The organism is Mesorhizobium sp. P2_B5 (assembly GCF_056404775.1).
Map to the genome: position 1 here is coordinate 20722 of NZ_JBFUDJ010000010.1, position 23907 is coordinate 44628.

24 protein-coding genes are annotated in these 23907 nt (G+C 62.5%); 9 read left to right on the top strand and 15 right to left on the bottom strand.

What is annotated here, in order from left to right; all coding sequences use genetic code 11:
• Positions 1 to 20 precede the first annotated feature (20 nt).
• The gene (locus AC1D1N_RS25265; protein ID WP_477351910.1) at positions 21 to 911 is read right to left on the bottom strand and encodes a DMT family transporter; all 891 of its coding nucleotides are present in this window, start codon (positions 909 to 911) and stop codon (positions 21 to 23) included.
• A gap of 117 nt (positions 912 to 1028) precedes the next feature.
• On the opposite strand from AC1D1N_RS25265, the gene AC1D1N_RS25270 reads away from it, so the two are divergent.
• A complete protein-coding gene (locus tag AC1D1N_RS25270; RefSeq protein WP_477351705.1) occupies positions 1029 to 1532 on the top strand; it encodes a MarR family winged helix-turn-helix transcriptional regulator in 504 nt (167 codons plus the stop codon).
• Between the two features lie 126 nt (positions 1533 to 1658).
• Here AC1D1N_RS25270 and AC1D1N_RS25275 read toward each other — a convergent pair whose 3' ends face one another.
• The 4 genes from AC1D1N_RS25275 to AC1D1N_RS25290 are packed head-to-tail and all read right to left on the bottom strand — an operon-like array spanning position 1659 to position 4042.
• On the bottom strand, positions 1659 to 2084 hold the full coding sequence (locus AC1D1N_RS25275; protein WP_477351707.1) for a DUF1178 family protein: 426 nt from the start codon (positions 2082 to 2084) through the stop codon (positions 1659 to 1661).
• On the bottom strand, positions 2081 to 2947 hold the full coding sequence (locus tag AC1D1N_RS25280) for a carbon-nitrogen hydrolase family protein (protein WP_477351911.1): 867 nt from the start codon (positions 2945 to 2947) through the stop codon (positions 2081 to 2083). Before AC1D1N_RS25280 ends, AC1D1N_RS25275 begins: the two co-directional genes overlap by 4 nt.
• 2 nt (positions 2948 to 2949) lie before the next feature.
• The gene (gene grxC, locus AC1D1N_RS25285) at positions 2950 to 3228 is read right to left on the bottom strand and encodes a glutaredoxin 3 (protein ID WP_436261496.1); all 279 of its coding nucleotides are present in this window, start codon (positions 3226 to 3228) and stop codon (positions 2950 to 2952) included.
• 28 nt (positions 3229 to 3256) lie between these two features.
• On the bottom strand, positions 3257 to 4042 hold the full coding sequence (locus AC1D1N_RS25290) for a ComF family protein (RefSeq protein WP_203279196.1): 786 nt from the start codon (positions 4040 to 4042) through the stop codon (positions 3257 to 3259).
• Between the two features lie 56 nt (positions 4043 to 4098).
• Between AC1D1N_RS25290 and AC1D1N_RS25295 the strand changes: the two genes are divergently transcribed.
• Complete coding sequence (locus AC1D1N_RS25295; protein ID WP_477351709.1) at positions 4099 to 4971, top strand: class I SAM-dependent methyltransferase; 873 nt, start codon at positions 4099 to 4101, stop codon at positions 4969 to 4971.
• A 12-nt stretch (positions 4972 to 4983) separates the two neighbouring features.
• Here AC1D1N_RS25295 and AC1D1N_RS25300 read toward each other — a convergent pair whose 3' ends face one another.
• The 6 genes from AC1D1N_RS25300 to AC1D1N_RS25325 form a co-directional block, all read right to left on the bottom strand.
• On the bottom strand, positions 4984 to 5166 hold the full coding sequence (locus AC1D1N_RS25300; RefSeq protein ID WP_112562283.1) for a Flp family type IVb pilin: 183 nt from the start codon (positions 5164 to 5166) through the stop codon (positions 4984 to 4986).
• A 127-nt stretch (positions 5167 to 5293) separates the two neighbouring features.
• Positions 5294 to 5608 (bottom strand): hypothetical protein, encoded by a 315-nt coding sequence (locus AC1D1N_RS25305; RefSeq protein WP_477351711.1) that lies wholly within the window; start codon positions 5606 to 5608, stop codon positions 5294 to 5296.
• Positions 5609 to 5706: 98 nt separating this feature from the next.
• Positions 5707 to 6126 carry an 8-oxo-dGTP diphosphatase MutT gene (gene mutT, locus AC1D1N_RS25310; protein WP_477351713.1) on the bottom strand — a complete coding sequence of 140 codons (420 nt, stop codon included), beginning with the start codon at positions 6124 to 6126 and terminating at the stop codon, positions 5707 to 5709.
• Complete coding sequence (locus AC1D1N_RS25315; protein ID WP_477351913.1) at positions 6123 to 6872, bottom strand: GNAT family N-acetyltransferase; 750 nt, start codon at positions 6870 to 6872, stop codon at positions 6123 to 6125. The genes mutT and AC1D1N_RS25315 overlap by 4 nt, the downstream gene beginning before the upstream one ends.
• Before the next feature lie 29 nt (positions 6873 to 6901).
• Complete coding sequence (argJ, locus tag AC1D1N_RS25320) at positions 6902 to 8143, bottom strand: bifunctional glutamate N-acetyltransferase/amino-acid acetyltransferase ArgJ (RefSeq protein WP_112562280.1); 1242 nt, start codon at positions 8141 to 8143, stop codon at positions 6902 to 6904.
• Positions 8085 to 8402: a hypothetical protein gene (locus AC1D1N_RS25325; RefSeq protein ID WP_477351929.1), complete on the bottom strand. Its 318-nt coding sequence runs from the start codon at positions 8400 to 8402 to the stop codon at positions 8085 to 8087. Before AC1D1N_RS25325 ends, argJ begins: the two co-directional genes overlap by 59 nt.
• Here AC1D1N_RS25325 and AC1D1N_RS25330 point away from each other — a divergent pair.
• The 3 genes from AC1D1N_RS25330 (at position 8389) to AC1D1N_RS25340 (ending at position 11252) form a co-directional block, all read left to right on the top strand.
• Positions 8389 to 9540 (top strand): caspase family protein, encoded by a 1152-nt coding sequence (locus tag AC1D1N_RS25330; protein ID WP_477351915.1) that lies wholly within the window; start codon positions 8389 to 8391, stop codon positions 9538 to 9540. The genes AC1D1N_RS25325 and AC1D1N_RS25330 overlap by 14 nt on opposite strands.
• A 158-nt stretch (positions 9541 to 9698) precedes the next feature.
• Positions 9699 to 10289: a TetR/AcrR family transcriptional regulator gene (locus AC1D1N_RS25335; protein WP_436261500.1), complete on the top strand. Its 591-nt coding sequence runs from the start codon at positions 9699 to 9701 to the stop codon at positions 10287 to 10289.
• An 18-nt stretch (positions 10290 to 10307) separates the two neighbouring features.
• The gene (locus AC1D1N_RS25340) at positions 10308 to 11252 is read left to right on the top strand and encodes a glycosyltransferase (protein WP_477351716.1); all 945 of its coding nucleotides are present in this window, start codon (positions 10308 to 10310) and stop codon (positions 11250 to 11252) included.
• Between the two features lie 74 nt (positions 11253 to 11326).
• Here the strand turns inward: AC1D1N_RS25340 and AC1D1N_RS25345 are convergent, their stop codons facing one another.
• Positions 11327 to 12244 (bottom strand): peptidylprolyl isomerase, encoded by a 918-nt coding sequence (locus tag AC1D1N_RS25345; RefSeq protein WP_112562277.1) that lies wholly within the window; start codon positions 12242 to 12244, stop codon positions 11327 to 11329.
• Positions 12245 to 12487: 243 nt separating this feature from the next.
• Between AC1D1N_RS25345 and secA the strand changes: the two genes are divergently transcribed.
• Entirely contained in the window at positions 12488 to 15220 is a 2733-nt protein-coding gene (secA, locus tag AC1D1N_RS25350) for a preprotein translocase subunit SecA (protein WP_477343534.1), read from the top strand.
• A gap of 175 nt (positions 15221 to 15395) precedes the next feature.
• Here secA and AC1D1N_RS25355 read toward each other — a convergent pair whose 3' ends face one another.
• Positions 15396 to 18017 carry an ATP-binding protein gene (locus AC1D1N_RS25355; RefSeq protein WP_477351718.1) on the bottom strand — a complete coding sequence of 874 codons (2622 nt, stop codon included), beginning with the start codon at positions 18015 to 18017 and terminating at the stop codon, positions 15396 to 15398.
• 207 nt (positions 18018 to 18224) lie between these two features.
• On the opposite strand from AC1D1N_RS25355, the gene AC1D1N_RS25360 reads away from it, so the two are divergent.
• The 3 genes from AC1D1N_RS25360 (at position 18225) to AC1D1N_RS25370 (ending at position 19458) form a co-directional block, all read left to right on the top strand.
• Entirely contained in the window at positions 18225 to 18497 is a 273-nt protein-coding gene (locus AC1D1N_RS25360; protein ID WP_477351719.1) for a DUF4242 domain-containing protein, read from the top strand.
• On the top strand, positions 18475 to 18780 hold the full coding sequence (locus tag AC1D1N_RS25365) for a hypothetical protein (protein ID WP_477351721.1): 306 nt from the start codon (positions 18475 to 18477) through the stop codon (positions 18778 to 18780). The genes AC1D1N_RS25360 and AC1D1N_RS25365 overlap by 23 nt, the downstream gene beginning before the upstream one ends.
• A gap of 174 nt (positions 18781 to 18954) precedes the next feature.
• Positions 18955 to 19458 (top strand): hypothetical protein, encoded by a 504-nt coding sequence (locus tag AC1D1N_RS25370; RefSeq protein ID WP_477351723.1) that lies wholly within the window; start codon positions 18955 to 18957, stop codon positions 19456 to 19458.
• A 372-nt stretch (positions 19459 to 19830) separates the two neighbouring features.
• Here the strand turns inward: AC1D1N_RS25370 and AC1D1N_RS25375 are convergent, their stop codons facing one another.
• Entirely contained in the window at positions 19831 to 20691 is an 861-nt protein-coding gene (locus tag AC1D1N_RS25375; RefSeq protein ID WP_477351725.1) for a restriction endonuclease, read from the bottom strand.
• Entirely contained in the window at positions 20688 to 23879 is a 3192-nt protein-coding gene (locus tag AC1D1N_RS25380) for a type ISP restriction/modification enzyme (protein WP_477351727.1), read from the bottom strand. Before AC1D1N_RS25380 ends, AC1D1N_RS25375 begins: the two co-directional genes overlap by 4 nt.
• Positions 23880 to 23907 lie beyond the last annotated feature (28 nt).

The window sequence follows — 23907 nt, forward strand, 5'->3', positions numbered from 1 at the left end:
CCCTTACGCCTTCTGGCCCCTCACACCTTCTGGTTCTGCGCCTTGGTGGTGATGATCACGCCGATGGTGATGATGACTGCTCCGGCCCAGGTCAGCAGTTGGTAGTGCTCGCCGAGGAAGATCGTGCCGGCGAAAAGGCCGACGGCCGCCGCGACATAGCCGATCTGGCTGAGATAGACCGGGCCGCCCACCGCCTGCAGCCGGAAGAAGAAGGCAAACATCGCCGAAGCTGACGCAGCCTGCGCCACAACGACCAGCGGCACAGCGCCGAGCGGGGCGAATGCGCCGACGCCGAACAGGGCGAGAACCCCGACCAACAGCAGCGTTGCCGAGGCCAGATGGCTGCCGACGGCAAGCTCGATCGGACCGGTACCTCCGGGCCAGTCGACGGTGCGATAGATGTTGCCGGCGGCAAGGCTGACCGGGATCATGAGCCCGACCAGCACCCAGAAGAAGTCGGCCGGCTGGCCGGCCTCGCCGCGCGTCACCGCCACCATGACTGCGCCGATGAAGCCGACGGCGATGCCTGCGACGCCGAGCATGTTGGGCCGCCTGACGCCGAGCAGGATCGAAAACATCAGCGTGATGACCGGCGACAGCGTGAACATGATGCCGGTGTAGCCGGCGCCAAGATGCGGGATGGCCGAAAACATCAACAGGTTTGGCGCAGCATAGGAAACCGCAGCGGTGATGAAGAAATAACGCAGCCTGTGCGGAGTGAGCCGCATGCGCTGTCCGCTGGCGAGCAGCGCGCACAACAGCACGCCACCGGCGCCGAACGAGATGACGAAGGCCCAGACCATGGCAGGAACGCCGGCCACCGTCGCCAGCTTGCCGAACGGCAGCGTCAGGCCGAGCAGGCCGCCGGTGACCACCAGCAAGGCGGGTGCCGATTCCCAGAGAAATTTTATCGGATGGTCCCGTCCACTCACTTGCGAAATTGGCACTTGCGGCACTCCGCCGTTCCTGTATCTTGAGGTAGCATAGCGCAAAGATTCTTAACATCAAGATATTTAATGGTAAGACAAATGGATCGCGCGGCAAAGGCGGTCAAGCAGTGGGCGCGGGAGCGGCCGGACCTGGATGTTACGCCGATGCTGGTGCTCGGCCGATTGAACGAAGCCTCGTCGCTGATTGCCCGCGAACGCCTCGCGCCGCTGTTTGCCCGCTTCGGTCTGCAAGCCGGCGAATTCGACGTGCTGGCGACGTTGCGCCGGTCCGGCCAGCCCTATGCGCTGACGCCGACCGCGCTCTACGAGGCGACGATGGTGACATCGGGGGCCATGACCAACCGGCTCGACCGGCTGGAAAAGGCAGGATTGATCCTGCGCGGCCCCCACCCCAACGACCGGCGCGGCATTGTCGTGCAATTGACCGAACAGGGTCTCGCCTTGATCGATGAGGCCCTCACCGCTCACGTCGCCAACGAACACGAAATCCTGGCAGGCCTGACGCAAACCGAGCGAGAAACGCTGGCTCTGTTGCTTGTCAAATTGATTGGAAGCCTCGTTGACGTCAAAGGCGACACCTAGGCCGTTTCGGATTGCGCCCGCCAAAGGCGCTCGCTTTGATGGCGAGCCAATTGAAAATGTCCTGGAATACACTTGAAAAAAGTCGCCGTTCAGCTTTCCTGAGCCGGCGCGACATCGTCGTGGACATCAGTTCCGCTCGTCCGGAAAGCTCGGGATCGGCATGAACTCGACGCCGTCCTCGGCCAGGCTCTTGGCTTCGTCCAGCGTCGCTTCGCCATAGATGCCGCGCGCATCGGTTTCCCCGAAATGGATCTTGCGCGCCTCCTCGGCGAATTTGTCGCCGACATAATCGGCATTCTCGCGCACCTTCTCGGCCATCGCCTTCAACTGCGCCAACGCCTGCTTCTGGGCTTCGCCCATGGCCAGTGCGATTGTTTCCTGCTTGCGTGCGGTGGATACGGCCGGCGCCATCAGAGCCTTTTGAACCTTGTGCGAACCGCAGTTCGGGCAATCGACCAAGCCACGCTTCTTCTGCGTGTCGAAATCGTCATTGCTGCGAAACCAGCCTTCGAACTCGTGCTCATGCTCGCAGATCAGGGCAAAGCGGATCACGAAGCCGCGCCCCTGAGCCGGGGCGCCTCGGCCGTGCCGGCATTGACGGCAAAGTCGCGCGCGTTCTTGAGGTTGGGGATTTTTTTGCGCGCGGCAAACGACTGCGCGGTGTCGATCTCGGCGACGATCACGCCAGGCTCGGCATGCGCCGCCTCGGCAATGATGCGGCCCCACGGATCGACGATCAGCGAATGGCCGAACGTCTCACGGCCGTCCTCATGCAATCCGCCCTGGGCCGCGGCAACGACATAAGCGCCGTTCTCGATGGCGCGGGCCCGCAGCAGCACGTGCCAGTGGGCCTCGCCGGTCTGGCGGGTGAAGGCGGCGGGAACAGACAAAAGATCGGCGCCGGCCAGCGCCTCGGCGCGGAACAACTGCGGAAAGCGCAGATCGTAGCAGACGGCAAAGCCGAGCCTCGCGCCGTCCATCTCGGTGACGACGGCCTCGGTGCCCGGCTCATAGGCAGCGGATTCGCGCCAGCTCTCGCCATTGTCGAGGTCGACATCGAACATGTGGATCTTGTCGTAGGTGGCAAGCGTGGCGCCGTCCGGTCCAAACAGCAGCGCGCGGTTGGCGAGCTTGCCGTCGGCACGCAGGATGGCGGTCGAGCCGATATGCAGGAAGACGCCGAGTTCGCTGGCGAGCTTGCGCGCCGTCGCCACGATGATGTCCTTGTCTTCCGAAGTGAAGGAGGCAGACCTGGCTTCCTTGTCGCGGATCAGCGCGCCGGTCATTTCCGGGGTCTGGATGTAGGTAGCACCCAGGTTTGCCGCCTCACGCGCCAGCCGCTCCAGATCGACCGCATTGCGCTCGGGGCTTTCGCCCGAACGCATCTGGATCGCCGCCGCCTTGAAAACACCCATCGTCATGCCCTCTGTGTCGTCGAGCCGTTGGCAAGCAGCCTGTCCAACTGCCCCCGCGCCTCCAGTTCGTGGAGTTCGTCGGAGCCGCCGACATGCGTGTCGCCAATGAAAATCTGCGGAAAAGTGGTTCGCCCGTGCGCCCGCGAAATCATTTCCTGGCGCAATTCCGGCGAGAAGGATGCGTCATGCTCGGTGTAGGCAACGCCCTTGCGGTCAAGCAGCCGCTTGGCCGCCGCGCAATAGCCGCACATCATGCGGGTATAGATCGTCACATCGAGCATCAGTCTGCAATCCTGTCTTTGCTTGATCTTATATAGTCGCGGACTCGTCTGCCCGAAAGTCCCCCGGCAGGACACGCGCGAAGGTCAGCACGTCGACCGCTCCGGCGCCGCCCTTTTTCAATGCCTTGGCGACCGAGCGCACGGTGGCGCCCGTTGTGTAGACATCGTCGACCAGAAGCACGCGGCGGCCGGCGATCTCGATTTCTGCTTCCGTGGGCACACGGAAGGCGGCGCGCACATTGTCCTCGCGCTCCTGCCGCTCCAGCCCGACCTGCTGGCGCGTGAGCTTGACCCGCCGGATCGCCGAGGGCGAGAAAGACACCCCGCTGAGCTGCGAAACAGCCCTTGCCAGTTCCGCCGACTGGTTGAACTGCCGCCTGAAAAAGCGCCGCCAGTGCAGCGGCACCGGCACGACGACATCGGCGTCCGCGATCAGTTCGGCGCCGGCGCGCAGCATCCAGCGCGCCATCCATGGCGCAAGATCCGTACGGTCCTGGTATTTCAGCCCTTGCACCATCTGGCGGGCGACCCCCGAATAGGCCACGGCCGCCCGCGCCCGCTCGAAAGGCGGCGGATCGGCGATCGCCTCGGCCGACAGAAAGCCCTCGCCCATGTCGTGGGTGAAGGGCGTACCCATCACCGCGCACCATGGCCGCTCCAGGAGCCTGAGTTTCGGCCAGCAGGCGCCACATAAAACGCCAGGCTGAGAGACATGCCTGCGGCAGCCGGCGCAGACCGGCGGGAACAGCACCCGCGCTGGCCAGTCCAACATCGTTTGAGCGAGGCTCTTGATCTCCATCACCGGATCGGCCACGTGGTTTGTCGTCCGCGCCACGATATCACAAGGCGGACAGACAGGGATTGTTTGCCTTGCAGCCCATCATCGATACAGAGCTCTGGCTGGCACACAAGCGCCGGGCATTGGGCCATCCTGTGGCCGGCGCCGATTTTCTGATGCGGCGGGCAGCGGAAGATCTCGCTGACCGGCTCGGCGCGGTCGAACGCCGGTTCGGCAAGGCCGCCGTGCTGTTTTGCCAGACGCCGGCCGCGGCGGATGTGGTTGCTGCAAGCGGCAAGGCAGCAGAAATTGTGCGCGTCGAAGCGGACGCAGCGTTTCTGGACGGCCGGCCAGGGCTGGTGGCACCGCTGGAGACCGTGCCGTTCCAGCCCGAAAGCCTCGACCTCGCCGTCTCGCTTCTGTCTTTGCAGGCGATGAACGACATTCCCGGCATGCTGGTGCAGATCCGCCGTGCTTTGCGGCCCGACGGGCTTTTCCTTGGCGCCTTCGCCGGCGCCGGCACACTTTCCGAACTTCGCGAAAGCCTGCTCGCCGCCGAGACCGAGCTTTATGGCGGCGCTAGCCCGCGTGTCATCCCCTTCACCGATGTTCGCGACGCCGGCGCACTGCTGCAGCGCGCTGGCCTTGCGCTGCCGGTGGCCGACGTCGAAACGGTGACCGTGCGCTACGACACGCTGTTCGACCTCACCGGCGATCTCAGGGCGATGGGCGAAACCAGTGCGCTGACCGATCGCAGCCGGCGGCCGGGTGCGCGAACGCTGTTTGCCCGTGCAGCCGAAATCTATGCCGAACGCTTTTCGGACATCGATGGTCGGATCAGGGCAAGTTTCTCTGTTGTCTGGATGTCGGGCTGGGCACCCGATGCCTCGCAGCAAAAGCCTTTGAAACCGGGCTCCGCGAAGGTCTCGCTGAAGACCATACTGGAAGATCCCGGCGGGCGGTGACGCCGCTCCGGATCAGTGCTCGGCGAAGGCGTTGGCTAGCTTGCTATTGGTGTCGCTGAACAGAAACTGGATCGCATTGCTGACCTTGCCGATGCCGCCGACGATGGCAAGCGACAGCACGGCGACAATCAGGCCATATTCAATGGCCGTAGCGCCTGTTTCGTCTTCCAAAAATCGTTGCAGCAATGTCTTCATGATCGTTGATCCCTCTTGTCACGACCATACCGCCGACCTGTTAAGAAAGGTTAACGGCACAAGCTTAACGGGCGATGAAACGGAGCCTGCGTTAAGGAAATCAATAAGCTTTTGTTGACCTTCTTCGTCAGCAGTCGCCGCTGCGCTGGCCGTCGGCGCGGATGATGCAGACCGAACTGGGTGAGGGCTGCAGCACGCTTCTGCGCAGCGTATAGGTGGCGCGCGCGCCGACCGAGCCGGTGTTCATCGTGTCCAGGCCACTTGTAAGGGCATCGCGGCTGGACGATCGCGCCTGTTTGTCGAGGACGGGGACCGCAATCAGGGCCAGCGCCACCGCAGCCGAGCCGAACAGCAGCGTGATGCGCAATATGCTCATACCGGCATTGGCGGCGCGAAAGCTGCGATCCGGCCGGATCGAGTCCCATTCCCTGTCGACGCTCATGCAATCGCTCCCGGCGAATCCGCTTTGCCGCAATTTTTCACGACGAGATAAATCTTCCATTAACGCTGCCTAAATCAGGCCGGCGAAATGGCTTCTGCTCACAACAGGTCGATGAGGAACTGGATCAGCGGTGCGTCGGCAGGCGGCATCGGATAGTCCCGCATTTGCTTCGGCCGCACCCATTTCAGCACCTGCCCCTCTTTCGGCTGCGCGATGCCGCGAAAGCGACGGCAGACGAAGAGCGGCATCAAGAGATGGAAATCATCGTAGGAATGGCTGGCGAAGGTCAGCGGCGCCAGGCACGGTATGTCGGTCTCGATGCCGATCTCTTCCTGCAGTTCGCGGATCAGGCATTGTTCCGGCGTCTCGCCGGGCTCGACCTTGCCGCCCGGAAACTCCCACAGGCCGGCAAGCTGCTTGCCTTCTGGCCGCTGCGCCAGAAGCACGCGGCCATCGGCATCGACCAGCGCGCAGGCGGCGACCAGGAGCAGGCGTTTACCTTTAGCAACCTCGCTCATGCGCCGGGCGGCCGGCGATAGTGGTAGCGATAGACTTCCTCGAAGCCGAGCGAGCGATAGAGTGCCAGCGCCGGCGCATTGCCGGCCTCGACCTGCAGCCAGGCTTCCCGCGCCCCGCGCAGCCTGGCCCATTTCAGCGCCGACAGGATGAGATTGCGGCCATGGCCCCTGTTGCGAGCCGATTTGTCGGTGGCGATCTCGAACAGGCCGGCGAGATCGCCGTCATGGACGCAGATCAGCACCGCCAGCGGGTCGGCCCCTTCCTCAAGCGCAAACAGCCCGACCTCGGGTTGAATCGCGCCGATGATTTCCGAAAGCCCCGGCCGCAGCGATGGATCCGAGCCGCTGACCTTGAGCGACGCACCAAGAAAGCGGCTGATATCCTTCAGCGGAATCTGGTCCATGGCCGGCGCCAGCTGGGCGTCCGCCAGCGTCAGCCGCATCACCAGCGATTCGTCGAATGTGCTCCAGCCCTCATTGTCGAGATGCCTGGCCAGGTCCGGCCCCGACAGCGGCGAGATACGGAAGGTCAGCGGCCTGCCATAGGCATCGAAGCGCCGGCTGGCGCGGCCGATGCGCTCGGCAATGTGCTGGGTGTCGCCGGGATCGAGCGGGTTGACCGAGTTCAGCCGCTTGGCCGGATGACCAGCCGTCAGCCGCACCACCCAGGTGCCGTCATAATGGACGGCCGCCGCCGGCCAGGCGCGAAAGCCGGCCGCCTCGTAGCGGCGCACGATGGCGAGCATGCTTGCCGGATGCCTGGAAGCCAATTCCATCAGCTCCGGTAATCGCCATTGATGGCGACATATTCCTTGGTGAGGTCGCAGGTCCACACCGTCGCCTTGCCGCGGCCGATACCGATATCGGCGCGGATGCGGATGTCGTCGCGCTTCATATAGGCCGAGGTCGCTTCCTCGGAGTAGCCTGGATCGCGTTCGCCTTCATGCGCCAGACGGTTGTCGCCGAACCAGATCGACAGAAGGTCGCGGTCGGCCGGTTCGCCGGCCTTGCCGACGGCCATGACGACGCGGCCCCAATTGGCGTCCTCGCCGGCAACCGCCGTCTTGACCAGTGGCGAATTGGCGATCGACAGCGCGATGCGCTTGGCCGAGCGCGCCGATTTCGCGCCAGTAACGGTGACTTCGACCTGCTTGCGGGCGCCCTCGCCGTCGCGCACCACTTGCAGCGCCAGCGATTTCAGCACCTTGCCGAGCGCGCGGCGGAAGGCGCCGAGACGCGCATCCTTGGGATCGCTGATAGCGGGCGCGCCCCGCTTGGCCGCGGCGCCGGTGGCGAACAACAGCAGCGTGTCGCTGGTCGAGGTGTCGCTGTCGACGGTGACCGCATTGAAGGTCTTGGCCGTACCGCGCGACAATAAATCCTGCAGCACCGGGGCGGCGATCGGCGCGTCGGTGGCGATGAAGGACAGCATCGTCGCCATGTCGGGCGCGATCATGCCGGCGCCCTTGGAAATGCCGTTGATGATGACGTCGGCGTCGCCGAGCTTGACCGTCGCGGTCGCCACTTTCGGATATGTGTCAGTGGTCATGATGGCCTTGGCCGCTTCGGTCCAAAGGTCCGGCTTGCCGTCCTTGACCAGTCCGGCGAGCAAATGGCTGAATTTGCTGGTGTCGAGCGGCTCGCCGATGACGCCGGTGGAAGCGAGGAACACTTCGCCTGGCGTACAGCCTGCAGCCTTGGCCGCCGCCTCGCCGGTCAGTTGCGTCGAGGCGCGGCCCTTCTTGCCGGTGAAGGCGTTGGCGTTGCCGGAATTGACGACCAGCACCCGCGCCTTGCCGGCGCCAAGGTTCTGCCGGCAGAAATCGACCGGTGCCGAGGGGCATTTCGATTTCGTGAACACGCCGGCGACAGCGGTGCCGGCATCGAAAACCATGGCCAAGAGGTCGGTGCGGTTCTTGTATTTGATCCCGGCCTCGGCGGTGGCGATGCGTACGCCCTCAATGGCAGGCATTTTGGGATATTTCTTCGGCGCGAGCGGCGAAATCGTTGCGGACATTGGAGACCTCGGGCGACGGAAAAACGCTGGGGAAGGTCGGTTTGCCCGATACCACGGCCCGGCGCAAGGGCGTTTTCGTCGCTTCCGGCGCCGGTACCAATCCGGGATTAAGCTTGCATTTCAAATCCGTTGGCGTCGGCGCAGCCTCTGGCGTTATGATCAGTGCCATGGGCAGGCTGGTGATCTTGGCGGTGGCGTTTATGGGGCTTTTGCTCCTGAGCGCCGATGCGCAGCAGGAACGGCGCGTGGCGCTGGTCATCGGCAATGGCACCTATGCCGAGGCCGGCACACTCACCAATCCGGTCAACGATGCGCTCGACATTGCCGGCAAGCTGCGCTCGATCGACTTCGACGTCATCGAGGGCAACGATCTCGGCAAGCGTGAGCTCGAGCGCAAGATCGGCGAATTTTCCGATGCGCTGCAAGGTGCGGGCGTCGGGCTGTTCTATTATGCCGGCCATGGCCTGCAGGTCGAAGGGCGCAACTATATCGTGCCGGTCGACGCCCGGCTCGACATGCCGGTCAAGCTGCAGCTCGAAGCCGTGCCGATCGACGAAGTCCTCGACATCATGGAACAGCAGACCAAGGTCAGCCTGGTGTTCCTCGATGCCTGCCGCAACAATCCCTTTGCCCGCAGTCTGAGCCGCACTGCCACCACCCGCTCGGCGACGGCGCTTGCCGGCCTGGCGCAGTTCGATTCGACGCGCGGCTCCTTCATCGCCTTTTCGACGGCGCCGGGTGCTGTCGCCATGGACGGAACGGGGCGCAATTCGCCGTTTGCCGCCGCATTGCTGCGGCACATGGCCGAACCCGGCCAGAGCATCAACGACATGATGATCGCGGTGCGCCGCGACGTGGTTTCCGAAACCCGCGAGGGACAGCGCCCCTGGGAACAGGGTTCGCTGCTCGAGCGGTTTGAGTTCGTGCCTGGCGGTGAAACGGTCGCGCAGCCGAAGCCCGCCGCCGCTCCGGCGCCCGAGACAAAGGTCGCGGCACTCGAACGCTCCGTCGGCGACGACAAGACCGCCATCGAGAAATTCCTGCGCGATGACTATCTGGCGCCCGATGCGCCGGCGATCCGCGAGACCGTCAAGCGGCTCTATGCCCCTTCCGCCACCATCTTCGGCACGCGCTACGACAGCGACGCCGTCGTCAAGCTCAAGGCCGACTGGTTCGCGCAATTTGCATCCTGGTCGTTCAGTCTCGAGCCCGGCAGCCTCGACGTGACGCCGCAGGGCGAGAACCGCGCCGAAGCCGTGTTCGCGATGAGCTATGACTATCAGCCGAAGGACAAATCGGTGGCGCGTATGACCGGCAAGGCACGAGTCACCCTTGGGCTGGTGAAGAGCGACGGCCAATGGCGGATTGCCTCGGAAACCTCGCAAGCGATGAACTGATCGCCGCCGCGGGCGAGCTTCAGGCATGCGCCGCCCTGCCCCCAAAGCGTATCTGCTGCACCGCGATTCCCGACTTCCACAATATCGCTTGAAACGGGCCGTTTCGTTTGACTGCCGGCTCACCTATATTGCCGGCGAAAGTGTTGGCGAGGACAGACATGGGCGAGGATCCGGCGCGCAGATCGATCGGGGCGCGGCGCAATCCCGACAGCGCCGAGGCCATTCTCGAGGCCGCGGAGGCGGTACTGGTCGAGGCCGGCTATGCCGGCTTCTCCATCGAAGCAGTCGCGCGGCGTGCACGTGCCGGCAAACCCACGATCTATCGCTGGTGGCCGAGCAAGGCGGCCCTGCTGCTCGAGGTCTACAAGCGGCAAAAGCGCGTCGCCGTCCCCGATACCGGCAATGTTGAAGACGATCTCGTCGGTTTCCTTCAAAACCTCTTCTCGCACTGGCGCGACACATCCTCGGGCAGCGTATTTCGGTCCTTGGTGGCCGAAGCGCAGTCCGATGAAGCTGCGGCCGTGGCCCTGAACGGCTATGCCGATGGACGTCGGTCCCATACCGCGCGGATCATCGAGCGCGCCAAGGCGAGAGGCGAGGTTGCGGCCGACATCGATGCGGTACTGGTCGCCGATCTCGTCGCCTCCTATGCTTGGAAACATTTGCTGACCAACCGGCTCGACGAAGATGAGATGGCAATACACACCACGGTCGGTTATGTCCTGAGAGGGATCTCTCGCAATCGCTGACAATCGCCGGGGGGCGACTTGACCGAAATTACATCGCCTGTGCTGCCCGTCAGCCTGATCATCGTTTCCGACTACCTGACGCCGGATGGCGACGACGAACTGCGCCGGGCGGTGCGTGCCTACGCGCAGGACCCACGTGGCGTGCCAGCCGAAATCATCATCATGCTGCCGCATGGCCACGCATCGGCGACCGAAGCGGAACTGTCCGGAAAGCCGGCCTTTTCCTGCCCGTCGGTTATCGTCGCCACTCATGACAGCGATGAGTCCTCGCAACTGAAGGACGCCGCCCTCTCCCGTTGCCACCATGACCTCGTTGGTGTGGTCGAGGCCGATTGCCTGACACGGTCCGGATGGCTCGCAATCCTCTACGAAGCCGTCGTGAAGAATCCGAAGATCGATGCGATTTCCGGCCGCACCACTTACGGCAAGGACACCATGATGATGCGGGTGATGTCGCTGCTCGACCGCGGCTTCATTGAGCGCCGCAACCGCAACGGCCAGATCATCCATGTCAGCAACAATGGCGCTCTGTACCGACGGCCGGTTCTCGAACGCTATCGCTTCGAAGCCGACCACGGACCTTTCGTCTCCTCGCATCGGCGGCAGCACGCGATGCTCAGGGATGGCGTGGCCATGGAGGTGGCCATCGAGGCGGTCTCGATCCACGCCTATGAGGGCCTGGGCTTCATCTGGGATGTCAGGCGCAACAAGGGCTACCAATACGCGCGCATGGATTTGCTGACGAGGGGCCGACGTTCGAGGCTGGGCCTCGCCTGGCGGGCGGTGAAAACATCCTTCAAGGAAAACCGCCAGACGGCGCAGGCCGTCGGCACGGCGTTTTGCCGCTGGACGGACTGGCCGCTGTTCTGGGCGATGATGCTTCTGCTGCGCATCCCCGAATTCAGCGGCGCCCTTGCCGGCGGCGATCCGGCGGCGTTCAAGGCGTCCACCCACTATCGCTGACTTTCCACCAGCCAAGGCTCGAAACGAAAAGGGCGCCAAACGGCGCCCTTTTGCGTGCTTTTCGAGGCGCCGCCTTACTTGCCGGCTTCCATCGTGTCGACGGCCTTCTTCAAATTGGCGTCGGGGATTTCGACCTTGGCGGCGCCGCGCAGCTGCTTGACCAGCGCGAAATACTTGTCGCGGATGACCGCCTGCTTGGCCTGGTCCTTGACGTCGTCAAACGCCGGCGGCTGTTTGGTGCGCTTGTCCTCGAGCTTGATGACGTGCCAGCCGAACTGCGACTGCACCGGCTCCTTGGTGTATTTGCCGACGTCGAGCGCGAATGCCGCCTTGTCGAATTCCGGCACCATCTGGCCCGGGCCGAACCAGCCGAGATCGCCGCCATTGGTCTTGCCCGAGGGATCGCTGGTGTGCTCGTTGGCGAGCTTCTGGAAATCGGCGCCGCCGTCGAGCTGCTTGATGATCGCCTCGGCTTCTTCCTTCGTCTTCACGAGGATGTGACGGGCATGAACCTCATTGACCGGCGGCGTGCTGGCGATTTCCTGGTCGTAGCGGGCACGCACCTCGGCGTCGGTAACCTTGTCGACGACGCCCTTTTCGACCATCTCGCCATGCAGCGCGCGCTGCTGCAGGAACGCCATGCGGCGCTGGAATTCCGGATCCTTGTCGAGCCCGGTGGTGACTGCCTGGGCGGCCATGACGCGGATCTCGATGGCCGCGGAAAGGGCGGCGGCGCGGCGCTGCTCGGGCGGCAACTGCGCGAACTGCTGCGACAGCTCACCCTCGGCAAGCCCAAGGTCCGCCTCGGTCAGCTTCTCGCCATTGACGGTGGCGACGACCGCGTTGGGATCGACGGGTGCGGCGGCGGGCGCTGCAGCATCGGCCGGTGCGGGAGCGGCTTCCTGGGCCATGACAGGCGACAGCGAAAGAGCCGACAGGCCGAAGACCAGGCCAAGGCTGGCGAGCGACGCACGGCGAAACAGTAAGGACATCAAGATTAACTCCAAGGGGGATTGGTCGGGCTTGCAGATCAGCCGGATTGTGGCGGAATTTGGCGCTGCCCATAGGGCTAACGCGGCGTTGACATCAGTTGAGCCCCCTCTTATCTGTCCAACGACTTTGCGTCCAGAACCGTTTTCCGGGCGCTTTTTGCGTTTGTCTGCGTTTCACGCGGAATTGATGGGGCCGGCCGGCGCTCATCTCAAGATTGAGAATTCTATCGAAAGGACCATTGGATGGTCAGTCTCGGCGGTCTCGCCCGTAAGGTTTTCGGCTCCTCAAATGATCGCCGCGTCAAGGCGACCCGGCCGCGTGTCGAGGCGATCAACGCCATGGAAAACGAGATGCGGGCGTTGTCTGACGCTGAACTTCAGGCGCGCACGGAAAAATTCCGCCAGGATATCGCCAACGGCGCCACCCTCGATGACCTGCTGATACCGGCCTTCGCCACCGCCCGCGAGGCGGCGCGCCGCGTGCTCGGCATGCGCCCCTTCGATGTGCAGCTGATCGGCGGCATGGTGCTGCACAATGGCGGCATCGCCGAAATGCGCACCGGCGAGGGCAAGACGCTGGTCGCCACACTCCCCGTCTATCTCAACGCGCTGGCCGGCAAGGGCGTCCACGTCGTCACCGTCAACGACTACCTCGCCACGCGCGACTCCGAATGGATGGGCCGCGTCTACAAATTCCTCGGCCTTTCGGTCGGCGTCATCGTCCATGGTCTCTCCGATGAGGAGCGCCGTGTCGCCTACGCCGCCGATGTTACCTACGCCACCAACAACGAGCTCGGTTTCGACTATCTGCGCGACAACATGAAATATGAGCGCGCCCAGATGGTGCAGCGCGGCCACAATTACGCGATCGTCGACGAAGTCGATTCCATCCTGGTCGATGAGGCGCGCACGCCGCTGATCATTTCCGGTCCGCTCGAGGACCGTTCGGAAATGTACAACACCATCGACGCCTTCATGCTGCAGCTCGGCCCGGCCGACTACGAGATCGACGAGAAGCAGAAGACCTCGATCTTTACCGAGGAAGGCACCGAGAAGCTGGAAAACCTGCTGCGCGCGGCCGGCCTGCTGAAGGGCGAGTCGCTCTATGACGTCGAGAACGTCGCCATCGTTCACCACGTCAACAACGCGCTGAAGGCGCACCGGCTGTTCCAGAAGGACAAGGACTACATCGTCCGCAACGACGAGATCGTCATCATCGACGAATTCACCGGCCGCATGATGCCGGGCCGCCGCTATTCGGAAGGCCTGCACCAGGCGCTCGAAGCCAAGGAGCATGTGGCGATCCAGCCGGAGAACCAGACGCTGGCCTCCGTCACCTTCCAGAATTATTTCCGCCTCTACAAGAAGCTGTCCGGCATGACCGGCACGGCGCTGACCGAGGCCGAGGAGTTCGGCAACATCTACGGCCTCGAAGTCACCGAAATCCCGACCAATCTGCCGGTTATCCGCATTGATGAGGACGACGAGGTCTACCGGACGGTCGAGGAGAAGTACAAGGCGATCGTCAAGGAGATCAAGGAAGCGCGCGCCAAGGGCCAGCCGACGCTGGTCGGCACCACCTCCATTGAAAAATCCGAGCAGCTGGCCGAGCGCCTGCGCAAGGAAGGGTTCAAGGATTTCGAGGTGCTCAACGCCCGCCATCACGAGCGCGAGGCGGCCATCGTCGCCCAGGCCGGCAAGCCCGGTGCCATCACCATCGCCACCAACATGGCGGGACGCGGCACCGACATCAAGCTCGGCGGCAACGCCGAGATGCGCATCGAGGACGAACTGGGCGACATGCCTGCGGGCCCCGAGCGCGAGGCGCGCGAAAAGGAAATCATTGCCGATGTCGAGCGCCTGAAGGACAAGGCGTTGGCCGCCGGCGGCCTCTACGTGCTGGCCACCGAGCGCCATGAATCGCGCCGCATCGACAACCAGCTCCGTGGCCGTTCCGGCCGCCAGGGCGACCCCGGCCGTTCGAAATTCTTCCTGTCGCTGCAGGACGATCTGATGCGCATCTTCGGTTCCGAGCGCATGGACGGCATGCTGCAGAAGCTCGGCCTCAAGGAAGATGAGGCCATCATCCATCCGTGGATCAACAAGGCGCTCGAAAAGGCGCAGAAGAAGGTCGAGGCGCGCAACTTCGACATCCGCAAGAATCTGCTGAAATATGACGACGTCTCGAACGACCAGCGCAAGGTCGTGTTCGAGCAGCGCATCGAATTGATGGACGGCGAAGGCCTGTCCGAGACCATTGCCGAGATGCGCGAAGGCGTCATCGAGGAGATCGTCACCAAGAACATCCCCGAAAACGCATATGCCGAGCAGTGGAACGTCGCCGGCCTCAAGGCCGAAGTCGCCGAATTCCTCAATCTCGATCTGCCGGTCGAGGACTGGGTCAAGGAAGAAGGCATTGCCGAGGACGACATCCGCGAGCGCCTGACCGAGGCCGCCGACGCCGCCGCCAAGGAGCGCGCCGAGCGCTTCGGCCCCGACGTGATGAGCTATGTCGAACGTTCGGTGGTGCTGCAGACGCTCGACCATCTGTGGCGCGAGCACATCGTCAATCTCGACCATCTGCGTTCGGTCGTCGGCTTCCGCGGCTACGCCCAGCGCGATCCGCTGCAGGAATACAAGGGCGAGGCGTTTGAGCTGTTCCAGGCACTGCTAGGCAATCTGCGCCAGGCTGTCACCGCGCAATTGATGCGCGTCGAACTGGTTCGCCAGGCCGCCGAAGCGCCGCCGCCCGAAGCGCCCGACATGTTCGGCAGCCACATTGACGGCACCACTGGCGAGGACGACTTCCAAGGCGGCGAGACCGCACTTCTGGTCCGCCAGGAGAGCAACGCCATCGTCGCTCCCGAGGATCGTGATCCGAACAACCAGGCGACCTGGGGCAAGGTCGGCCGCAACGAAGCCTGCCCCTGCGGCTCCGGCAAGAAATACAAGCACTGCCACGGCGCGTTCGCCTGACACCCCCCTTCCCTTCTCCCCGTTCACGGGGGTGAGGCGTGATCCGCGCAGCGGACGAAAAGCCAATTGCTTGGCTTTCGAACAACGAACGCCCGGAGCGATAGCGAAGGGCTCGCCCGCAGGGCCGGATGAGGGGCAGCGCTGCCATTCGCTAATCTGGCTCGCTAAACAACCCTCACAACAACCCGGAATCGCGCGCCGCGGCGGTCGCTTCGCCGCGCGACACCGCATCCAGCTTGCCCAGCACCGCCGAGACGTGGTGATCGACCGTCTTCGGCGAAATCGTCAACTGCTCGGCGATCCGCTTGTTGGATAAGCCGCGTTCGATCAGCTGCAGCACCTGCATCTGGCGCAAGGTGAGGCCGGCCACGTTGGCGCGTGTCGACCGGCGCGGGCCGCGGGCGATGCCGCCAATGCCGTTCTTGCGCATGATATCGCGCAGGCGCTGGGCAGCCGGCCTTGCCCCCAGGCCGTCAAAGATATCCAGTGCCAGCCGCTGCCCCTCTTCATCGCCAAGGATGAGCGCCAGAGCGCGTTCGTACGGCGCATTCAATTCGGCCCACAATGCCGAAGCCGAACGCCAGTCGCCGGTCAAAAGCAGTCGGTATGGCTTGGCCATATCGGCAGTATCGCCGGCCGGCATGTCCGGAGCGAGCAATGTTCGCCACAGCGCCAGCTCGCCGACATGGGCGCGCGAGCGCATCGGCGTTTCGGCGCGCGCGATCAGCGCCAGCGCCTCCTCTTTGTCGGTCAGCCCCAGCCATGCCTGCTCCGCCATCAGCGCTGCGTATGAACTCAGCATCTGCAGGTCCGCACCACTTCCGACGAACCGCGCCATTTCGGCAAACAAGGGCTCGGCCGACGGATCGCCGCGCCTCAGGCGCAGTTTCGCCAACGCCAGCAGCGCCGGAAACCGGCCCACGGTCGTTGTCCGCTCATTGTCGATGACGTCGATCGCCGTTGTGGCGGCCTCGTCCCATTGGCCCTGGCGCAGCTGTACATCGGCCAGCATGCCCCTGAGATAGTCGCGCCATGTGCCGAGGTCGTTTTCGGTGCAATAGTGGATGCCGCTCTCAAGCACCGGCCGCGCCGCGTCGTAGCTCATCTGGGTGATCTCGAAACAGGCGCGGTTGGTGAAGGCGCGCGCGGCATGTTCCTGGAAATTGCCCTGCAGCGCGATTTCAAGGCTTTGGTCGAGGCGCTGGCGCCCGGCAGCCGGATCCAGCCACTGCTCGACGCAGCCGACATTGTTGAGGGCATGCGAGGCGATGTCGGGCCGGTTCATGCGCCCGGCCAGCGCCGCCGCCTTCTCGCCATAGAACAGCGTGTCCTCCACCCTTTCCGACAGCATCGCCAGATGGGAAAGGTTCGAATAGGCCATGGCGAGTTCCGGACCGGCGGGAGCAGCTTCCAGCATCGCCACTGCCTCGGCCCCGAAAGCGGCCGCCGCCTCGCGGTCGTCGCCCATTTCGCTCAGTCGGGAAAGCCATCTCAGGCTATCGCCTTCCTTCAGCCTGTTGCCGTTGGCCTGATGCAGCCGTCGTGCCTGTCCCTGCGACGCGAGCGCGTCGGCGATCTTGCCGATGAGGTGGCATTCGAAGGCATGTCTTTCGTAGAGTTCCGCACATTCCGTGGCCGGCAGGCTGTCGGCCTGCTGCAAGGCGATCTCGTAGTAGCCGGCGGCATCGCGATGGGCGCCGACGCGCGACGCCTCGCGCGCGGCGATCGGCGCAAGTTCGCGCACCGCCGCCAGATTGTGGGCCTCGACCGCATGATGCACCAGGCGGCCGGTGGAGACGTCGCCATTCTCGAGCAGCGCAGCCAGTGCACGCTGGTTGAACTGCCGCCTGTGTGATGTCGTCAGCATCATTTCGATGGCCCGCCGCGCAATGTCGTGACGAAAGGCGTAGCCATCGCCCAGATCGTCGAGCAGGCCATTGGCGACACACTCGGCCAGCTGGCCGGCGCTGGCGACGCCACACAGGCCCTGCAAAGCCCAGGCGTCGGCCCGCCGCGGAAACACCGATACCGCGTCGAGCATTGCCCTGGCCCCGGGCGACAATCGCTCGGCCCGCGCCAGCACGGCGTCGCGCACGCTTGCCGGCAGCGCCGTTTCATTTTCGGCTGACAGCAATTCGGTGACGAAGAAGGCATTGCCGGCGGTCGCCCGGTAGATGGCGTCGCCATCACGGCCGGCCGCATCGGCAAGCGACAGCACGGCCGCCTCGCTGAGCAGCGGCACGTCGATGCGCGCCACGCTGCCTGCCGGGATTTCGCCCAGCGCGCGCCGCACGCGTATCTGTCCTTCGCTGCGGTCGGTGCGCGCCGTGAGCAACAGCAGGATGTGGGTGTTGGCGATACGCCGGCCAAGGAAGCGCACGAAGTCGAGCGTCGCATCGTCGGCCCAGTGCAGGTCTTCGATCACAAGCAGGCTCGGTCCCTTCGCCGCAAATGCGTCGAGCGCATCGGAAAACAGCGGCAATCTCTGCCCATGCCGGGCGTCGATCGCGCGCGGCAGCGCCCATTGCGCCTCACGGGCCAGATCGTAGAGCGGCCCCAGCGGATCGGGGATCGACAGGTCCTCGCAAGCGCTGCGCAACGTCGCCGCGCTCTGCCCGACACGGGCCACGAACGCCTCGACAAGCGCCGTCTTGCCGGCGCCTGCCTCCCCCGCCAGCACCGCGACGCGCCCATGGCCACCTATTGCATCGCCAAGCAAGGTCTCCAGCTGCTGCAGCTGCATCTGCCGTTCCAGAAGCATCATCATCGTCTCGTATGATCGGAGTTTTCCCACCATGGCGGGCCGCCCACGATAGCCCGTGAAGAGCGCGCCGCAATGTGACTTTGCACACATTGCCGTGCCTCTTTCCACAAAGAACGACGCCAACATAGGGAATCGTCCCGCCAAATATGGGGAATCGTTCCGATGCGCGGGACGGACCGGCGTGGTCAACGTCCAGCAGCGCTCCGATCGAGCGTGAATCAATGGAAAAGGAAGCCTTCCATGCCTCGCTATCTGATTGAACGCACATTTCCGGACGGCCTCAACATACCGATGACCGACATCGGCGTCAGCGCGGTGGGCGGCGTCGTCATGCGCAATGCCGAAAAGGGCGTCACCTGGATCCAGTCCTTCGTCACGCCCGACAAGAAGCGCAGCTTCTGCATTTACGACGCGCCCTCACCCGAAGCGATCCGCAGCACCGCCCAGAAAAACTCGCTGCCGGTCGACAAGATCACGGAGGTGCGGGTTCTTGACCCTTACTTTTACCTCTGATCGCGCGCTCGGTCGCTACAATGATGAGCATCAAACTGCCCTTCGCGGCGTTGGCGAATTGCCTGATGGCTTGCCGGTCGGTGGAACCGAGCCTGTCTTGGGAAAGACCAGCCGGCCAACCTCCCTGCTCGGCCGTCTATGGCGGTTCGCGACGAAGCTGCCTGCGTATCTGTCTGAAAGGCGGCGCCTGCCCCCGGAAGGCGACTATCTGAGGAGCGACATCGGGCTCTCGGAACGGGAAGTTCCGCAGGAGTATTGGCAATATTACTTTTGGGATCGTTGATTTTGCACGGGTTTTAGCGGCGGCCGGAAGCTCGGCTACCGGAGCTGCATAACCATCACATGAACCGGGACGGACAAGCTCGTTCCCCCCAAATCCTTGAACCAACGCCCCTGGCGTTTCGGCAGGCCTGATCGGCCGCCATCGCCTCGAGCGTCAACAAACGGACAGAAGACCATGACCACAACTATTTGGACGACACGCTTTGCGGCCCTGGCCGCCATCTCGATCGCGGCCGGCGCCGCCGCCCAGGCACATGACGCCAATCCGCTGGCCGAAAAGGTGCGCGCCGCCAACAGCCGCTTCGAAAATGTGGCAGCCGCCACCGCCGAAGGCTACGCCCCGATCCCTTGCGCCAGCGGCATCACCGGCGGCGCCATGGGCATCCACTATGTCAACGGCGCCTATCTCAAGGACGATGCCGTCGATCTCGCCAAGCCCGAGGCGGTGATGTACGAGCCGATGGCCGACGGCAGCCTGAAGCTTATAGCGGTCGAATACATCACCTCGAAGGGCCCGGCATCGCTCGAAGGCCAGCTGTTCAACTTCAACAGCGCCCCCAACCGCTACGGCCTTGGGCCGTTCTACGAACTGCATGTCTGGGCCTGGAAGCAGAACCCGACGGGCGCCTTCGCCGACATGAACCCGAACGTGTCGTGCGACGCAATGAAGGGAATGTAACCCTCCCCATGTGGCACCTCGGGCACCGGACACACCCCGGTGCCTGGCCTTCCCCCTTGGCGGGGGAGGGGCGAGCGCAACGCCGACCCGGCTCCCCAAGCTTCCCCGGCGTTCGCTCGCCTTTTCGTTCTGCCAGCCCGAATGACGAACGATGCACCCTAACAGCTCTTCGAGAGATCCACGCGGCGTGCTCCAGGCCCTTGATTTTCATGCCGAGTTCAGAGCCCTGCGTTTTCGATGCCGGTGTCGGTAGCCTGGTGGCGGCAACTATGCTATGATTCTGGATATGGTGCTGATTTGCGCCAACGACCCGCCGCAGAGGCGGGTTTTTATTTTTGGCGATCCGACGCTATCGGCGGGACAGCGTCCCCGCTAAAATCCTGCGAAGGCGCCTTCGTCGACGGTCACTTCCTCGACCATCTTCACCTGAACGCCGATCTTTTGCTCCTTGAGCAGCTCGCACAGTCCATCGCCGTCGATCAGGTCGATGGCTGGAGCCCCATCACGCACAGCCTCGCGGCGAGCATCTGCGGTAAATGTTCCTGTGGTGATAACAAGGCCTTTGTCGGCTCTGCCAACCATCGCGCCGCGAAAGTCACGCACGACGCCTGCCCCGACTGACCCTTTCCAACGCTTGCATTGGAACAGCACGTGGAATGAAAGCAGGTTGACACGCAACACGCCGGTGCCGTCGATGCCGCCGTCGCCGCTCCTCCCGGTTACCTCGACCTTGATGAAGCCTGCCTCTCGGAGGAGCCGCTGGCACAGTCGCTCGAAGGCCGCCGGGTCAAGCGCCAGGAGGATGTCGAGCAACTGCTCGCGCCAATCCTTCAAGGCGATATCAGCTGCTTCCGCTTCAACCTCCGCGCGCTCAGGGGCAACGACGACCTTCGCTTTGCGTAGTTCGGCGTCTGCCCGCCGCACATGCCGTACGATCTCTTCCGGGTCAAGGGACAGCGATGCACGGCCCTCCGCCGTGAGGGTCCACACGCCGCGCTCGCTATTGTTTGTCAGGCCTGCATTCTTCAACCAGCTCCGCGCCCAGGCACAGCGATAGTCGAATTTCGACCTTGGCCCATCGCCGACCAGCACCGCCCGCGCCGCATCGGAAATGTTCATCAGCACCGCCGTCTTGTCGTCGATTTCTTCTATCGAAGCCGAGCCGCCAAGCGCATCCAATGCCCGCAAGACCGGTACAAAAAACTCGGCAAAGGGCGGAACGACTGCTCTCACCGTTTAGCCTCCTTCATCGCTTCGATGATTGCCACCGTCTCGACGCTTACGCGCGTTACCCGCATCAGAAGGTCGATTACCTTCTCCTTGTAGTCAGCGAAACGGTAGGTGTTGAATTTTTCGCGGATCGTCAGGTCTTTTGGGGGCTTTTCCTTATACTGGTCCAGAATCCAATCTAGGCCCGAACGGTTACCGAGCCGGTAGTCCCACGCCTTCTTCGGAATACCGGAAAGCTGCGTCTCAGTGTCGAGCCGTATGATGCCGCTATCAGGGTCTGCCTTGAGCAGCGCCTTAGACGCAACGCCCGCGGCGCGCACCTTCTCATCTGGCGTGTCCAGCCGTTCTAGCGGCCAAGGCTCAATAGTCTCGTAGCGGATATGCAACTCGATAAGTCGCTTGCCCCACGTCGCCCAGCACCAGAAATCGGGATAGAATGGAATCCGTGGAAATTCGCGCTTCAAGTTGAGCACATATTTCTCACGGTACACGGGGTCATGCAACACACCGTAGACGTAGTGAAAGATATCGTCCTTGGTCAGAGCCGAAACTGCCTTCCGTGAGCTACCGGTCTTCCCCTTTGAGGGGGCCAAATCCAACTGGGCAGATGAGGGTGTCTCTCTCGGAATTCCATCACCCTCGACTTTTGCCATAGGGAAGATTGGCGTGCCTTGTCGGACCTTCCCGTATATCTTCTGGAATTCTTTTAGCGCCCAGTCGGTGATGTTGTCGACGCGCTCGCCGGATGACGTATGCCGGTAGCGGGGGAGGCATTGGAATCCGTCCGAACTCGCAGCAAGATGAAACTCTGCAGGAACGTTAGTCGCTAGCGGACTAAACGGCGCCCTTGCTCCAGGGTCATTGAAGAATATCGAATGATTGTGCCCCTGTTGGAAAAAGGTTGGCATCTTGTTTGGCATTTCGACAAGAGAACTTCCAAAATAGACAAGCTTCTTAGTGAAAGGTCGATACAAAACCTCCTTGTATGAGGCGGGCTCATATTTCAATTTGTTGCCGGAGGCGATTAATCTGAGAAGTGAACGAGACCATTTGATGGTCGATGATCGATCTGCGCCAGAATTGGTCATGGCGCCGCTGCTCGCAGTTAGATTCGCAGCGTTGATCAAGTATTTGACCTTTATTTCGATTTCGTTCTGATCGTCACCCACGACCCAACCATCGCGAGCAGTAATAAAGCCCATGGAGTAGTCGCCAAATATGGCCTTGGCATTCTTAAGGTTTGCGCTCTGTTTGAAATTTTTACCAGCCACTGGGACCATATCATCCCAGTCGTTCTCGTTTAGATTGACCCAATTTGCGTTTTTGTCCGGCTCGACACGCTGATAAGAAATCGCCGACGCTTTGGTATTTGCTAGAAAGCTTAACTTATCGTCGGCCGTTTCGAACTCCGGCCGCCGCGCGTAGAAAATCTTACAACCCTTCTGTTTGTGGCGTTTAACGAAAAAGGAGATCGCCACACCGGTCTGGATGCCAAAGACATTGTTCTTCGTGCCGGAAAGCTTGGGGTTGGCGCGCACATCGCCGCCGAGATCGATCACATGGATTTCATTGAACTCTTGCGCCACCGCCTTTCGAAAACCGTCGAACGTTCGGCTCTCGATGAAGCTACGATTGGTAATGAACGCCAGCACACCGTCGTCGGCCATACGGTCTGACGCCCAGCGGAAGAACCGGGCATACATGTCGTAAACCTTGGTCTTCTGTGCGGTCGAAAGGCGGATGTAGCTCGACTTGATGAGTTGGTCGATACGGGGATATTCACGGTTTTTGTTGTTGTCGTTCTCGTTGGCCTGATTGGCGTTGTACGGGGGATTGCCAATGATGACGGAAATCTTTCGCTTATTCTGCCGCTTCACGCGCTCGACGTTCTCTTCAGAGAGTCCCGCGAACATATCGTGCTGATAGCCCGCCTTGATGCCGAGCCCCGCTACATTGTCCAGCGTATCCACGAAGCAGAGGTTGGGAAATTCCGCGAACTGACCTGAGATCGCGGCATAGGTCGCCTCGATGTTCAAGTTCGCCACATAGTAGGGCAGGATCGCCACCTCATTGGCGTGCAGCTCGTTCTTGTATTTGTGCGCCAGCTTGCGCGGCTGCCCGCGAAAATGCTCCAGCAACTCGCAGATGAAGGTGCCGGTGCCGGTCGCAGGATCGAGAATCTCGACATGTTCGTCGATAAGTTGCCTGCCGAAATGCTTCTGTGTCAGCCAGTCGGCGCCCTCGATCATGAATTTCACGATCTCGTTTGGCGTATAGACCACACCCAGTCGGTCGGCTTTTTTCTTGTCGTAGACCTTGTAGAAATTCTCGTAGATCAGCTTCAGGAACTGCTGCTTTTCCTGGTGGCTTGAAATCAACGCTGCGTTGGCGCGGATCGTCGCGTAGTAGGTCTCCAACCCCTTCAGCGTCTCGCGCTTGACTTGGCCCGTGAAGAATTTTGCCTCCAGTGCATAAAGCTCTTTGGCGATGTTATTCTCGCGATGGAAGTCGCTGTTGTCGAAGACATGGGCGAAGATTTCCTCGGTCAGGATGTGCTGAATCAGCATTTCTCGCACATCGGCTTCGCCGACTGACGGATTGATCGTGTCCTTGGCGTGCTGCAGGAATTTGTCCGCCGCCGCGCGGAAATCCGGATTTTTGCCATAGGCTGCGTCGATGCGTTCGCGCAGTGCCGCAAGCACCGCCGGAATGTCGTGCTTGAACTGCTCGACCGCCTTGCGGAAATCGCGGATTTCCTCGCGCTCGTACCTGAAGAACAGCGAGACCAGCTTCAGCAGTTTTTCGGTGTCCGTCATCAAGCAGCGGAAAATTTCCTGCCGGTTCTGGATCAGAACTGCCGTTTCCGAGTTCTCGAAAATGATGTTGTCCTGCGGGTAGCCCTTGGCCAGCTTCTTGCGGATTTCGTCATCAAGATCATCAGCCGTGTCCTTGGCCTCCCAATAGCCAAGCGGCACGCGCAAATCGTGCAGGATCGTCCCGTCGGGACGGATGCGGTTCTTCTGCGGGGACAGAAATTCATACTGGCTGATAAAGTGCAGGTTGTTCTGCCGCGACCACGCCTTCAGCAAATCCTTGAACGCTTCCGAGATCACGCCCTCGGTAACCGAGCCAGAAAACTTCCTAAGTCTGTCAATTTCGTTGAGATACTGCTGAATTAGAAGTTGTGACATATTTCCCCCAAGGCGTGCGCATTAGAGC

Excerpts from the sequence above, each read along its gene's own strand:
- mutT (WP_477351713.1), bottom strand. The coding sequence starts at position 6,126 with ATGAGCGAGGTTGCTAAAGGTAAACGCCTGCTCCTGGTCGCCGCCTGC.
- AC1D1N_RS25280 (WP_477351911.1), bottom strand. The coding sequence starts at position 2,947 with ATGGGTGTTTTCAAGGCGGCGGCGATCCAGATGCGTTCGGGCGAAAGC.
- AC1D1N_RS25380 (WP_477351727.1), bottom strand. The coding sequence starts at position 23,879 with ATGTCACAACTTCTAATTCAGCAGTATCTCAACGAAATTGACAGACTT.
- AC1D1N_RS25315 (WP_477351913.1), bottom strand. The coding sequence starts at position 6,872 with ATGCTCGCCATCGTGCGCCGCTACGAGGCGGCCGGCTTTCGCGCCTGG.
- AC1D1N_RS25355 (WP_477351718.1), bottom strand. The coding sequence starts at position 18,017 with ATGGTGGGAAAACTCCGATCATACGAGACGATGATGATGCTTCTGGAA.
- AC1D1N_RS25325 (WP_477351929.1), bottom strand. The coding sequence starts at position 8,402 with ATGACCAGCGCCACGCGCCGTTCCTGCTGCGCATCGGCGCTCAGGAGC.
- AC1D1N_RS25345 (WP_112562277.1), bottom strand. The coding sequence starts at position 12,244 with ATGTCCTTACTGTTTCGCCGTGCGTCGCTCGCCAGCCTTGGCCTGGTC.
- AC1D1N_RS25300 (WP_112562283.1), bottom strand. The coding sequence starts at position 5,166 with ATGAAGACATTGCTGCAACGATTTTTGGAAGACGAAACAGGCGCTACG.
- argJ (WP_112562280.1), bottom strand. The coding sequence starts at position 8,143 with ATGTCCGCAACGATTTCGCCGCTCGCGCCGAAGAAATATCCCAAAATG.
- AC1D1N_RS25370 (WP_477351723.1), top strand. The coding sequence starts at position 18,955 with ATGACCACAACTATTTGGACGACACGCTTTGCGGCCCTGGCCGCCATC.
- AC1D1N_RS25360 (WP_477351719.1), top strand. The coding sequence starts at position 18,225 with ATGCCTCGCTATCTGATTGAACGCACATTTCCGGACGGCCTCAACATA.
- AC1D1N_RS25305 (WP_477351711.1), bottom strand. The coding sequence starts at position 5,608 with ATGAGCGTCGACAGGGAATGGGACTCGATCCGGCCGGATCGCAGCTTT.
- AC1D1N_RS25335 (WP_436261500.1), top strand. The coding sequence starts at position 9,699 with ATGGGCGAGGATCCGGCGCGCAGATCGATCGGGGCGCGGCGCAATCCC.
- secA (WP_477343534.1), top strand. The coding sequence starts at position 12,488 with ATGGTCAGTCTCGGCGGTCTCGCCCGTAAGGTTTTCGGCTCCTCAAAT.
- AC1D1N_RS25270 (WP_477351705.1), top strand. The coding sequence starts at position 1,029 with ATGGATCGCGCGGCAAAGGCGGTCAAGCAGTGGGCGCGGGAGCGGCCG.
- grxC (WP_436261496.1), bottom strand. The coding sequence starts at position 3,228 with ATGCTCGATGTGACGATCTATACCCGCATGATGTGCGGCTATTGCGCG.